Annotated in this window: 13 protein-coding genes; 9 read left to right on the plus strand and 4 right to left on the minus strand. The window is 65.9% G+C overall.

Features of this window, described 5'->3' with window-relative positions; genetic code table 11:
* The first annotated feature begins 159 nt into the window (after nucleotides 1-159).
* Together VA603_RS04190 and VA603_RS04195 are read left to right on the plus strand one after the other, a co-directional pair.
* On the plus strand, nucleotides 160-453 hold the full coding sequence (locus VA603_RS04190) for a hypothetical protein (protein ID WP_323437997.1): 294 nt from the start codon (nucleotides 160-162) through the stop codon (nucleotides 451-453).
* A 317-nt stretch (nucleotides 454-770) separates the two neighbouring features.
* Nucleotides 771-1,583 (plus strand): aminoglycoside adenylyltransferase family protein, encoded by an 813-nt coding sequence (locus VA603_RS04195; RefSeq protein ID WP_323437998.1) that lies wholly within the window; start codon nucleotides 771-773, stop codon nucleotides 1,581-1,583.
* Between the two features lie 206 nt (nucleotides 1,584-1,789).
* Here VA603_RS04195 and VA603_RS04200 read toward each other — a convergent pair whose 3' ends face one another.
* A complete protein-coding gene (locus VA603_RS04200; RefSeq protein WP_323437999.1) occupies nucleotides 1,790-2,341 on the minus strand; it encodes an SMI1/KNR4 family protein in 552 nt (183 codons plus the stop codon).
* Here VA603_RS04200 and VA603_RS04205 point away from each other — a divergent pair.
* The gene (locus VA603_RS04205; RefSeq protein WP_323438000.1) at nucleotides 2,340-3,131 is read left to right on the plus strand and encodes an FABP family protein; all 792 of its coding nucleotides are present in this window, start codon (nucleotides 2,340-2,342) and stop codon (nucleotides 3,129-3,131) included. The two genes, VA603_RS04200 and VA603_RS04205, sit on opposite strands and share 2 nt — an antisense overlap.
* Before the next feature lie 78 nt (nucleotides 3,132-3,209).
* Here the strand turns inward: VA603_RS04205 and VA603_RS04210 are convergent, their stop codons facing one another.
* Nucleotides 3,210-3,374, minus strand: coding sequence for a hypothetical protein (locus VA603_RS04210; protein ID WP_165931122.1), 165 nt, complete (start codon nucleotides 3,372-3,374; stop codon nucleotides 3,210-3,212).
* A 165-nt stretch (nucleotides 3,375-3,539) separates the two neighbouring features.
* On the opposite strand from VA603_RS04210, the gene VA603_RS04215 reads away from it, so the two are divergent.
* From VA603_RS04215 to VA603_RS04235, 5 genes are all read left to right on the plus strand, one after another.
* Nucleotides 3,540-4,322, plus strand: coding sequence for a GIY-YIG nuclease family protein (locus VA603_RS04215; protein ID WP_323438001.1), 783 nt, complete (start codon nucleotides 3,540-3,542; stop codon nucleotides 4,320-4,322).
* Nucleotides 4,323-4,443: 121 nt separating this feature from the next.
* On the plus strand, nucleotides 4,444-4,947 hold the full coding sequence (locus VA603_RS04220) for a lipocalin family protein (RefSeq protein ID WP_132863087.1): 504 nt from the start codon (nucleotides 4,444-4,446) through the stop codon (nucleotides 4,945-4,947).
* 239 nt (nucleotides 4,948-5,186) lie between these two features.
* A complete protein-coding gene (locus VA603_RS04225) occupies nucleotides 5,187-5,543 on the plus strand; it encodes a BON domain-containing protein (RefSeq protein WP_132863088.1) in 357 nt (118 codons plus the stop codon).
* A 63-nt stretch (nucleotides 5,544-5,606) separates the two neighbouring features.
* On the plus strand, nucleotides 5,607-6,620 hold the full coding sequence (locus tag VA603_RS04230) for a DNA topoisomerase IB (protein WP_323438002.1): 1,014 nt from the start codon (nucleotides 5,607-5,609) through the stop codon (nucleotides 6,618-6,620).
* A gap of 389 nt (nucleotides 6,621-7,009) precedes the next feature.
* Nucleotides 7,010-8,029 carry an SDR family oxidoreductase gene (locus VA603_RS04235; protein ID WP_323438003.1) on the plus strand — a complete coding sequence of 340 codons (1,020 nt, stop codon included), beginning with the start codon at nucleotides 7,010-7,012 and terminating at the stop codon, nucleotides 8,027-8,029.
* Nucleotides 8,030-8,517: 488 nt separating this feature from the next.
* On the opposite strand, the gene VA603_RS04240 is transcribed toward VA603_RS04235, so the two are convergent.
* Nucleotides 8,518-8,763: a hypothetical protein gene (locus tag VA603_RS04240; RefSeq protein ID WP_323438004.1), complete on the minus strand. Its 246-nt coding sequence runs from the start codon at nucleotides 8,761-8,763 to the stop codon at nucleotides 8,518-8,520.
* Between the two features lie 385 nt (nucleotides 8,764-9,148).
* Complete coding sequence (locus VA603_RS04245) at nucleotides 9,149-10,420, minus strand: amino acid permease (RefSeq protein WP_323438005.1); 1,272 nt, start codon at nucleotides 10,418-10,420, stop codon at nucleotides 9,149-9,151.
* A 219-nt stretch (nucleotides 10,421-10,639) separates the two neighbouring features.
* Here VA603_RS04245 and VA603_RS04250 point away from each other — a divergent pair, with 219 nt between their 5' ends.
* Nucleotides 10,640-12,457 (plus strand): DUF885 domain-containing protein, encoded by a 1,818-nt coding sequence (locus tag VA603_RS04250; RefSeq protein ID WP_323438006.1) that lies wholly within the window; start codon nucleotides 10,640-10,642, stop codon nucleotides 12,455-12,457.
* Nucleotides 12,458-12,526 lie beyond the last annotated feature (69 nt).

Consider the following 12,526-nt stretch of genomic DNA (forward strand, 5'->3'; position numbering starts at 1 on the left):
AGTTGACATTCCGGCCGCAAGGTCGCGCCGCTCTATCGGGTCAAGTATGTCTCCAATGACGATGATTTCCCGGCCGTGCTCAAGGGTCGATTGAACAGGGCGTGGGAGTGGAGGGCATTCAATCATGACCCATCGCAGGGAAGATCAGGATCGGGCTACATGTACCAGGCTGGACACGCGCGACCGGACGTCGATTATTGGGACGTGAACTGGATGGCGTCCGATCGGTTCTTGGCGGTGTGCCGCCATTTCAACATCGGCGTTGACGCGATTCCGCTGGATGTCGTGCTCGCAAACGGGGCAGCGCCGGGGACACAGTACTTCTACCTGTGCTGGTCGGCATGGGCTTCGGTGATTGATCTGCAGCGTTCACGTTGTACTTTGGAGCGGGACCTGACGACCGGCGATGTGCTGCATCAGAAGTATTTCCCAGCGGTCCCAGTGCTGAATTAGGTTGAGGCGTTTGTAGTCGACGGAGGCAAGGTGCCCGAGGCCGCGGCCTTCCTGTGCATGGATCTGGGTCATGCCCTGGTCTGCAATGAAGCATTACGCGTCACCTGTCAGCAGGCGGGCTTGGTGGGGATGGCATGCGAGGACATCACCTCCTACACCAGGATCGATTTCTGGGATTGATCGGCCATCCACGTCGTCAGCATGCAGTTGGGGCCAGGCGCGGCATGGGCCGCCTGGCCCGTTGAGCTGCGGATCCCCGTGCCGCCGCAGATGTGCGATTGCCTGCATCGAAGGGGAGGCGACGCTACACTCCCGGCATGCATGACTCTCCGGTTCCTTCGATCAATCTGCAGCTGGCCGCTGTTCACCGCGTGGTTGAACGCCATCTCGGTGACACGATCATGGCGGTCCATTTGTTTGGCTCGGCCCTGTTGGGCGGGCTCAAGCTGTCGAGTGACGTCGACCTGCTCGTCACCGTGGCCGTGGCACCGGATGAGGGTGTGCGGAATGCATTGCTGGTGGATCTGCTGACGGTATCGGCGCCGCCATCTGTCGATGCGGTGTTGCGTCCTCTGGAGCTGACGGTGGTCGCGTACGACGGTGTGGTGCCATGGCGGTATCCCGCGCGCCGGGAGCTGCAGTTCGGGGAATGGTTGCGGTCGGACATCGTCGCGGGCCGGTTCGAGGCGCCCGTACTCGATCACGACCTGGCCATTCTGCTCAGGCAGGTGCAGGCGCACGGCGTGGCGCTGTTCGGGCCCTCGCCGGAAGCGCTGTTTGAGCCGGTCCCCGATGCGGATGTTGGCCGCGCATTGCAGGACACCGTCGCGCAGTGGCAGGTGCCGGAAGATTGGGCAGGGGACGAGCGCAATATCGTTCTGGCGCTGGCGCGCATCTGGTACACGACGGTCACCGGTCGGATCGCCGCCAAGGATGGTGCCGCCGATTGGCTGCTCCCGCTGCTGGACGAGCGGTATCAACGCGTCCTGGCCGCTGCGCGGGCGGCGTATCTGGGACATGCACCGGACACGCTCTCAGGCCAGCCAGATGCGGTTGCCGATTTCATCCGCTACGCCTGCCATTCCATCACCGTGCTTCACACAGGCCGGCAGGGGGCTGTCGGGTTGTGAGCGATGTGCGGTGTCGGTACACCGCATGGGGAGAGCATTCGGGCAGGCGCGGCAAAAGTGCCTCGATCAAACACCCGCAGATCGAGTGGGCCTGCGGCGCCGAATGCGCGGGCAGGAGGCGCCGAGAATGGCCGAAGTCCAGGCGCTCGCGGACGATGGCCTGGCGTCCCGGAGCCTAGGTGGATGGGTGGGCATGTCGCTGCCACTCATTCGAGGAGGAGGTCCTCGGGTGCGTCGGCAATCTGCGTGAGCGAGAGCGGCAACAGCGCGGCGAACCCGTCGCAGACATGGTCCATCGCATCCGGGTCGTGGGTGAAGCTGATGATCTGGCCGGGACGGCCGTGCGCGGAAGGGCTGTGGTCGAGGATCAGCATCAGGATCGGGGCATGGAAGCCGGCGAAGGGCAGCCAGCCCTGCTGCGCCCAACCGGATTGGAGCCGCACGTCCCGGGGGCGGGGATCCTCGTAGCCGTCGTACTGGGGCGCGCGCCGGTGCATGCCGCGCCATTGCTGCATCGCCTGTTGCAACGACAGGAAGCGGTAGCCGGTGAGATAGCCCGGGCGCGCGAACACGGTCTGGGCATCCTCGCTGCCATTGGCATGACGCCAGGCGCTCTTCAGCAGCGGGCAGATCGTGAAGCCAAGCTCCCGTTCGGCGTCAGCGAGCGCATCCTCGCTGACGCCGGGGGCCAGTTGCAGGGCCTGATCGTTGGCCGCATACAAGGCCGCGAGTTCAGTGAGATAGGCAGGGAAGTCCATGGGCATCGGTTGTGTCGGGGCGGTGGGCGCTCCGTGCCCGCGGATCGGGCGGGCGCGGGACCGGCAGGGATATTCGGGGTGGCAGCGGGTAAAATGCGCCAATTCACTGCTGCGGTACACCCTGCGCGCCATGACCACATTCCCTGAAGACATCTACACCGAGCCGACCCCCGATCCCAACACGCTGGGCAACCTGGGCCCGCTGGCACCCATGGCCGGCGTCTGGCGCGGCGAGCGCGGCATGGATGTGAATCCCAAGGCGGACGGTCCGGAGCATCAGGCGTTCATCGAGCACTACGAGCTCCATCCCATTGACGCACAGACCAATGGCCCGCAGCTGTTCTACGGCCTGCGCTACCACACACGCATCGTGAAGCCCGACGACGTGGAGACGTTTCACGACCAGGTGGGCCACTGGCTGTGGGAGCCGGCGACCGGGACGATCATCCTGACGCTGTCCATCCCGCGTGGACAGACGGCGATGGCCGTCGGCACGGCCGCGCCGGACGCCAAGCGCTTCCATCTGCGTGCGGTGCGCGGCTCCACCACCAACGGCATCCTCTCCAATCCGTTCCTGGAACATGCGTTCCGGACCGAGAGTTACGACATCGAGGTCACCATCCATGACGATGGCACCTGGTCGTATGAGCAGACGACGGTGCTGGTGATCCCGGGCCAGGCCGAGCCGTTCAATCACACCGATCGCAACACGCTGACGCGGATCGGTGCGCCGGTGCTGAATCCAACGGCGCAGGCCGCCGCAGAGGACGCGGAGCCGATGCCGGCCTGACGTCCGCTACCCATCGTCCGGTTCTGCACAAGCCCCGTTACGCGGGGCTTGTGCTTGAAGGCGAGGCCGACGCCCCGTTCATTCTTCCTCGTCGTCGTGCTCGCGGTGCTTCTTGGGTTCGGGCGGTGTACCGGGGTTCGGCTCGCGGCGAGGCGCCGGATGCGGCAGGTTGTCGGAAGGAACGGGCTTGGCGTCGTTCCGCGATGAAATCCCGAGCCGGTGACCGGCTTGCAGGAGGGTCATGGCGTTGCTCCGTTGGCACGGCAGGCATTGCCGTGCCAGTACCCTGCGCGCTGGGCAGTTAGTACGCCGTGGCTGTCGCGTTGCCGGTACGCTGACAATGATGACCGCGGTGGATGCCCCGGCCGTTAAGCAATGGCGACGTACCCTGCGTCGATGAAACCACCGATGGAATTGCAGGGCCTGCAGGCGCTGCCGCCCGCACCCGGCGTGTACATCTTCCTGGGACAGGACGATGAAGTGCTCTACATCGGCAAGAGCATCAACCTGCGCCGTCGCGTGGCCGATCACCTGCGGGCACCGGGCTCGCGTCGCATGCTGGAGCGGGCGCGACGCGTCCGCCATGTACGCACGGCCGGCGACATCGGCGCACAGTTGCTGGAGGCCCGGCTGGTGAAGCAGCAGCTCCCGGTCTTCAACATCCGCCTGCGGCGGCACCGGCGCCTGCTGGGCATCACCCTGCCCGGGGACACGCCCGAGATCCGCAATGTCCATGCGCTCGGCGATACCACCACCTACGGGGTCTTCGCCAGCAGGTTCGCCGCGCAGGCATTGCTGCGCACGTTGGCCGATGCGCATGGGCTCTGCTGTTCGGTGCTGGGGCTGGAGCCGTCCACGGCGGGGCAGCCCTGTTTCCGGTACCGGCTTGGGCGCTGCGCGGGCGCATGCTGTGGCCAGCTTCCGATGCAAGAGCACCGCCGACGGCTGCACGAGGCGCTTCGCGCGCACCACCGGCGCGTGTGGCCCTATGCCGGCGGCGTCGGGATCGTGGAGCAGTGCGAAGGGCTTCGGCAGATCCACGTCATCCGCAACTGGGCCTATCTGGGGAGCGTGGACACCCTCGCGCGGGCCGCGGCGCTGAGCCGCCCCGAAGTCGCGTTCGACCTGGACGGCTACCAGATACTGGTCGGGCCGATCCTGCGCGCAAGCGTGGAGATCCTGCCGCTCTGAAGCGTTGCCGTTGCACCCCCGTCAAGCCGGATGAGTGTCCGGTGAGGGCCCCGGCCGGTTCCTTTCACGTGCCGCTAAAGGCGCGCTTGCTCTCATGACTTCATGCACATGGGAGACCGCAATGGACACTGAAGTACTGAGCGTTCCGCACCTGGATATCGAGCGCTACCTCGGCCTCTGGTTCGAGATCGCGCGCAAGCCGATGCGCCACGAGGATGTGGGCGCGCGCGACATCACCGCGGACTACTCGTTGAACGAGGACGGCTCGATCCGCGTGGTCAACTCCTGCATCAACGAAAAGCGCGAGCTGGAGCAGTCGGTGGGCACGGCACGCGCGGTGGACGAGAGCAATGCGCGGCTGGAGGTGAGCTTCCTGCCCGAGGCATTGCAATGGGTGCCGTTCACCAAGGGCGACTACTGGGTGCTGAAGATCGACGCGGACTACCAGACCGCGCTGGTCGGTGAGCCGTCACGGAACTACCTGTGGCTGCTGCACCGGCAGGGCCACATGGAGCGCAGCGTCGCCGAGGAATGGCTGAATGTGGCGCGCATGCAGGGTTATGACCTGTCCGACCTGATCTGGCCGGAGCAATCCGGTGCGGTCTATCCGCCGACGTCGGCCTGAGTCCCGCACCGGAGCAGGTAGCCATGAAACGTCGTCGCCTTCTGTCCAAGAGGAACATAGCCATCATCGGCGCGATCGTCATCATCCTTGCGCTGATCATCAGCATCCCGCCGTGGTAGTGGCGATGTACATGATTGTCATCGGCGCATGAGCAACCGATGTGCCGCTGATGCGGCTGGTTAACCCGCGCAGGCGGATGCTGGACCTGGAGCTGACCTGCTCCGTCAAAGGAGAAATCCATGAAACGAGCACTACTCAGCCGTTGGGCCCTGCTGGCTGCATTGCCGCTGTGTGCCTCGGCCGCCATCGTCAGCGCCGAGAACCCGCCGACCGAGCGCGAAGAGGCCAAGGCGGACTCGGAACAGCCGGGCAGCGATGCCTGGATCACGACCAAGGTGAAGGCGGACCTGTTGACGACCTCGAACGTTCCTGGCCTTGAGATCAAGGTGGAGACCATCAATGGCACGGTGAACCTGAGTGGCACGGTAAGCAGCCAACCCGAGAAGGAACGTGCCGTCGCGGTTGCGCGCGGTATCCAGGGTGTGAAGCAGGTGGATGCGACCGGCATCCGGGTCATGGGGGCACCGGCCCGCTGAGGATGATGGCGGGCAGCGGCGATGGGCCGCTGCCCGCAAGGGGCAGGGAAGGAGCGCGTGGCGATGGGCGCAGGCCTTAGATATGTCAGTGACGACGCGCCGGGAATACGAAGGCTGCGTTGCGGGCGTGGGTTTCGCTACGTACACGCCAACGGCAAACCCGTGGTGCAGGCGGCCACGCTCGAACGCATACGTTCACTGACCATACCGCCGGCCTACCGCGACGTGTGGATCTGCGCGGCTCCTGATGGCCATCTGCAGGCGACCGGTCGTGATGCCCGCGGACGCAAACAGTACCGTTACCACCCCGACTGGACCCGGCGGCGCAGCGCCGACAAGTTCGCGCACCTGGTGGAGTTCGGCACGGCGTTGCCACACTTGCGCCGCCAGGTGCGTGCCGACCTGCGGCTGCCCGGCTTGCCGCGCGAGAAAGTGCTGGCGCTGGTGATCGCGGTGATGGGGCGCACGTTGGCCCGGGTGGGCAATGACGCCTACGCCCGCGGCAATGGCTCGTATGGGTTGACGACGCTACGCAACCGACATCTGGGCCGATGCGCCGGAGGTGGTCTGTTGCTGGAGTTCACCGGGAAGTCCGGGCGCAGGCAGCGCCATGCAATCGATGACCCACAACTGGTGCGCCTGCTCCGCCGCTGCCAGGAACTTCCCGGTCAATCGTTGTTCCAGTACGTGGACGCGCAGGGAACGGCCGTGCCGATCGATTCGGGGGACATCAATCACTACCTGCGGCAGGCCATGGGAGGCGCGTTCAGCGCGAAAGACTTCCGAACCTGGGGCGGTACCGCCGCCGCCGCGTTCGAACTGGCGCGATACGCCGCCGACCCCGCTGCAGCGGCCACGGTGGAACGGCAGGTGATGGATGCGGTGGCGGCCGTGCTGGGCAATACCACGGCGGTCTGTCGCAGGGCCTATGTGGACCCCTGCGTGTTCGACGCCTGGCATGCGGGGGCATTGGAACCCCTGCGTACATTGCGGGGAGCGCGTGCCCGCGAAAGCGCCGTGCTGCGCATCCTGCGCGCGCATCACCGGAACGGGAAGGGCGCTGGGCGAACGCGCTGATCGCAGGCGCGAGCAGGGGGCTAGCTGCTCCAGGCATCGCCTACACGGTGCGTTTACCTGTTTTCACCTTGCCGGCCGGTGCGCACGCGGAGAATTCCTTCCCGCTTGATCACGCGAGGAACTGCAGATGGCTACCTGCGATGTTTGTGGCAACAACTATGCACACTGCTTCACCGTGACCCAGGGCGAAGCAACCGGCACCTTCGATTCGTTCGAATGTGCCATCCATGCGATGGCACCGCGGTGCGCGCATTGCGGATGCGCGGTCATCGGGCACGGCGTGGAGGCAGCGGGCTCCGTCTTCTGCTGCGAGCACTGCGCACGTCATGCTCAGCCCGCCTCGGCGTGAGCGTCCCCCCGATTCTGCGCCATACCCGGAGCATTCACATATGAGCCCCGCAAAGAAGACCGGGCACAGTGCGGCGAAGAAGGCCGTCGGCAAGAACGCCGCCGCGACCACGGCCGCCCGCCAGCGCCAGTTGCAGGCGCGGACCGACAAGGCCGATGCACGTGCGGACAAGAAGCCGAAGCCACGCGCGGGTGTCCAGGCCGGGGTGCGCCACCAACCCGTGCGCATGCCAGCCCAGCATCTGCCCAAGCCCGGCGTGGAGGCGGAGCTGGAGTTGGCCCCGCGCTATCTGGCCTCGGCGTATCACGGCAGGGGCAAACTGCGCGGCATGCGCGCGATCATCACCGGGGGCGACTCCGGCATTGGTCGTGCGGTGGCGGTGTTGTTCGCGCGCGAAGGCGCCGACGTGGCATTGCTGTACCTGGACGAGCACCAGGACGCCGAAACGACCCGCGCACAGGTGGAGCGGGAGGGCGCGAGCTGCTTGGTGATCAGCGGCGACGTGCGTGACCCCGGCTTCTGCAGCGCTGCGGTCCGCCAGGTGGTCGCGGCGTATGGCGGGGTCGAGATCCTCGTCAACAACGCTGCCTTCCAGTTGCACTGTCACCGGCTGGAAGATCTTGGCGATGCCCAACTGCAGGAAACACTGCAGACCAATATCGCCGGTTACATCCACATGGCCAGGGCGGTGCTGCCGCACATGAAGGAGGGCGCCTGCATCCTCAACACCGGCTCGGAAACCGGCATCTTCGGCAGCCCATCGCTGATTGACTATTCCGCCACCAAGGGGGCTATCCATGCCTTCACCCGATCATTGGCGGCACAGTTGCTGGAACGCGGCATCCGCGTCAACTGCGTGGCGCCAGGGCCGGTGTGGACACCGCTCAATCCCGCGGACAAGGCGGCGGACGATGTGGCTGCGTTCGGCAAGGACAGCGACATGGGCCGGCCCGCGCAGCCGGAGGAGCTGTCGCCGGCCTATGTGTTCCTGGCGTCCCCGGTGACCGCGAGCTATATCAATGGCGTGATCCTGCCGGTGATGGGTGGCCCGCGCGGCTGAGCGTGGTGCGGTGATTGCTTGAAGAAAAAGGAAAGCCCCCGGGAGGGGGCTTTCCGCTCATCCAACGATCAGGTCCCAGTGCATCTCCGAGCCCTGGAACTTGTAGCGGTAGCCGTCGTAATCCACCTGGCGCGCGATGTTGCCGTGGTCGTCGACCAAGGTCCGCATCTGGATCTCCGAAGAGCGTCGATGCGCGATGCGAATGCCGTCGCTTGAACCCGGGCGAACCTGGGTGGGCTCGCTGGCGAGCAGTGTGACTGGCCGGCGCTCTCGGCCTGGGCCTTCAAGGTACATGGATACCGATCCCATGAGGCTGACTCCGTCAGTGTGTGGTTCGGACCCCCCGCTGGTTCATTTCTAGAGGGCAACTGCCGGCTGAACAAGTCAGGGCTTCACACTTTGTGCCATCGGCGTGGTCCAACGGGGGGCAATGATTCATGTTTGTCCGATCCTTGTGCATGAACATGCGGGGTTGGAGCCGTACACCGTCAATGCAGGGCATCATCACGCGGCTTGCCGGCGGTGATGCTGCTGATCTCATCGAGCAGTGCACGCAACTGGTCATGGAAGTACGCGCGGTCAGGCGCGGGGACGCGTGGCCGGATGCTATCGACTTCGCGCGCGACAAACACCGCGATGTCGCCGGAGCGGGCGTTGGCCAGCCTGTCGCGCGCACGCAGTGCGATGCCCTGCAGCCAATGGTCGATAGCGTCACGGGTCAGCATTGTTTCCATCATGCAGTCCTGGCATGTCGCCGTCACAGCAGATGAAAGCAGGGTACGCCGGTTTCCATGGCGCGCTCAGTCAGTGTGGTCAGCAGGACACGCCGGACATCTGGACATGCACGTAACATCTGCGGGCATTGCCTCTCCCCCTGATGAGACTCGGGCAGAAGGGTAGAACGATGTGTCATCTACCGCGGCGCAGATATCCGCGCGATGTAACGATGTCTTAATCGTCGCGACGATAGGCTTGCTTCACCAGCTATGCGACCTTCTGTCTTCACGCCTGCAGGGTGAAGTCAGAAGGCGCTAGTTGGACCAGAGCTTGAACGCCTTGCCACGCAGGCGTGGCGTACCCGGTGTGCATGCGTCGCCGGCTTCGCGGTGGCGGCCGCCACTATCGTTGGCGGCGTAGCACGAAGTAGATCGGCACGCCGGCGATGATCAGGCCGACGCCCCAGAGCAGGGCCTCGGTACCGATGCCGATGACCGCATACAGACTGAAGGCCAATGCGCCCGCGGCGACGACGCGCGACACCAGGCCGGTGCCACGCCATAGCCAGGCTGCCGCGCCAACCAGATAGGGCAGCAACGTTGCAGCGGTGGAGAGCAGCACCGAGAACTTGAACAGGTCCACCAGCGAACGGTTGTAGTTGCAGATGACCAGCACGGTGGCCAGCAGGCAGCTGACGATCACCCCGAATGCCGGCGCGCCACGCCGGGTTTCATGGGCAAAGGCACGCGGCAGCACGCCATCGCGCGCGGCGGCCATCGGCAGCTGTGCCGACAGCAACGTCCAGCCATTGAGCGCGCCCACGCAGGACACCGCCATCACCACGGCCAGCAGCATGCCGGCGGTCGGCCCCCACAACGCGGCGGCGGCATCGGCCATGGGCGCGCCGGAGTTGGCGAGCACGTCGGCCGGCAGCAGGCCGAGCACGGTGGTGCAGGCCAGCACGGTGGCGATGCCGGCAATGGCGGTGCCGGCCACGGTGGCGCGGGCGACGGTACGCGGCGCGTCATCGACCGATTCGGCCGGCACGGTCGCCGCTTCCAGCCCGATCATGGCCCACAACGTGAGGGCCACGGTGCTGGCGGCCACGCTGCCCAGCGACTCGGCCGTCGGGTTGAACGGAACGTAGTGGCTGGTATCGACGAACCACAGTGCGACCAGGCCGAACAGCAACAGCGGGACCACCTTCAGCACCGTGGTCAGCAGCTGCAGGCGACCGGCTTCGCGTACACCGAGCAGGTTCACGCCCGCGCACAGCCACAACGCGACCAGGCCGCAGCTGGCGGCCCGTACCGGGGTCGCGGTGAGTTGCGGGAAGATCGCCCCGATGCTGCCGGCGAAGGCCACCGCGATGGCGGCAATGGCGCACCACATCGAGATCCAATAGCTCCACGCCACCACGAAGCCCGGCAGTTCGCCGAAGGCGTTGCGCGCAAACACATACGGGCCACCGGTCTGCGGCCAGCGCCGGGCCAACCGGGCGAAGGTGACGGCCAGCAGCAGGGCACCGCACAGGGTGATGCCCCAGCCGACCAGGGTGGCAGCGCCGTACGGGGCGAGGGTGGCCGGCAACAGGAAGGTTCCCGAGCCGATCATGCTGCCCACGACCAGGGCAGTGGCGGACCAGAAGCCCAGCGGGCGGCGCGAATTCGTCATGACTACAGCAACGGCAAGGGCCCTGGCCACGTGCCGGAAGGCGGTGGGCGGGGCAGGAAGCAAGGGGTGTGGCCGGCCCGGACGGGCGGCGTGGCGGTGAATTATGACGGTTTGCCGACCGGAGCGCGAATTCCGGCCGCCACCAGTGACCTTTGGCCCTTTCCGGGTGCTTCGGCAGCACCGACGCTGCCGGTCTTGTACTTACCCTGGAAACCTTCCATGAAGCTGCGTCCCCTGGCGTTTGCCGTCTCGTTGTCCCTGGCCACCGTGCTGGCCGCCTGTTCTCCGTCCTCCGAGCCCAAGGCCGGCGAGACCGCCAGCCAGGCGCCGCAGGCCGACAAGGCCGCGCAGCTGAACCAGTTGTATGCCGACTACTGGGAAGGCGTGCTCAAGCAGAACCCGCTGCAGGCCACCTTCCAGGGCGACAACCGTTACAACGACCAGCTGCCGGACTTCGGCTCGGCGCAGTTCCGCGCGCAGAGCCATGACTTCACCACCGAGTGGCTGGGCAAGGTGGAGGCCGTGGGCGAGGCCGGCCTGAGCGGCCAGGACCTGCTGAGCTACCGCATCTTCGTGGAAGAGCAGAAGCAGTCGCTGGAAGGGGAGAAGTTCCCGTCCTGGATGATGCCGGTCAACCAGATGGGCTCGACCGTGAGCTATGCGGTGATGCTGGGCTCGGGCCAGGTCGCCCAGCCGTTCAAGACGGTGAAGGACTACGACAACTGGCTGGCGCGCGCGGCGCGTGTGCCGGTGCTGCTGGATACCGAGATCGCCAACATGCGCGAAGGCATGAAGGCCGGCGTGGTGCAGCCGCGCGTGCTGATGGAAAAGGTGGTGCCGCAGTTCGACGAGATCATCACCGCCAAGCCGGAGGACAGCCAGTTCTGGGGGCCGATCAAGTCGCTGCCGGCGGACTTCCCGCAGGCGGACAAGGAACGCTTGACCGCCGCGTTCCGCACCCTGATCGCCGACCAGCTGATGCCGGCGATCAAGAAGCAGCGTGACTTCATCGCCAACGAGTACCTGCCGGCGACCCGCGAATCGGTGGGCCTGGATTCCCTGCCGGACGGCAAGGCGTGGTACGCGTTCAATGCCAAGGAAAGCACCACCACCGCGCAGACCCCGGAGCAGATCCACGAGATCGGCCTGAGGGAAGTGGAGCGCATCCACGGCGAGATGCGCAAGGTGATGGAGGAGGTCGGCTTCAAGGGCTCGCTGCAGGACTTCTTCAAGTTCATGCAGAACGACAAGCAGTTCGAGTTCAAATCCGAGCCGGCGCTGCTGGAGCACTACCGTGGCCTGGAGGCGAAGATCAACGCCAACGTGCCCAAGCTGTTCTCGCTGACCCCGAAGGCGGGCTTCGAGATCCGCCCGATCGAGGCCTTCCGTGCCAAGTCGGCCGCCGGTGGCGAGTACATGCAGCCGAGCGAGGACGGCACGCGCCCGGGCATCTTCTACGTGAACACCTACGACCTGCCGACCCGCAAGACCTGGGACGCGGAGGACCTGTTCCTGCATGAGGCCATTCCGGGCCATCACTTCCAGCTGGCACTGCAGCAGGAGCTGAAGGACGTGCCGGCATTCCGCCGCTTCGGTGGCGAGACCGCCTTCATCGAGGGCTGGGGCCTGTATGCCGAGAGCCTGGGCAAGGACCTGGGCGTGTACACCGACCCGTACAGCTACTTCGGCCGCCTGCAGGGCGAGTTGTGGCGCGCGGTGCGCCTGGTGGTGGACACCGGCCTGCATTCCAAGGGCTGGACCCGCCAGCAGGTGCTGGACTACATGTTCACCAACTCCTCGGTGAGCGAGCCCGATGCCATCGCCGAGGCCGAGCGTTACATCGCATGGCCGGGCCAGGCGTTGGCCTACAAGACCGGCGAGCTGAAGATCCAGGAGCTGCGCAAGCGTGCGCAGGAGCAGTTGGGTGACAAGTTCGACATCCGCGAGTTCCATGCCGAAGTCCTGAAGGACGGCTCGGTGCCGCTGGATGTGCTCGATGCCAAGATCAACGATTGGATCGCGGCAAAGGCGAAGTAAGCCGGCGCTCCCCCTCTCCCGGCCGCGGGAGAGGGGCGAAGATGGCCCCTGAAAACCAAACACAGCAGT

The organism is Stenotrophomonas capsici (assembly GCF_034961085.1).
GTDB classification, from domain to species: domain Bacteria; phylum Pseudomonadota; class Gammaproteobacteria; order Xanthomonadales; family Xanthomonadaceae; genus Stenotrophomonas; species Stenotrophomonas capsici.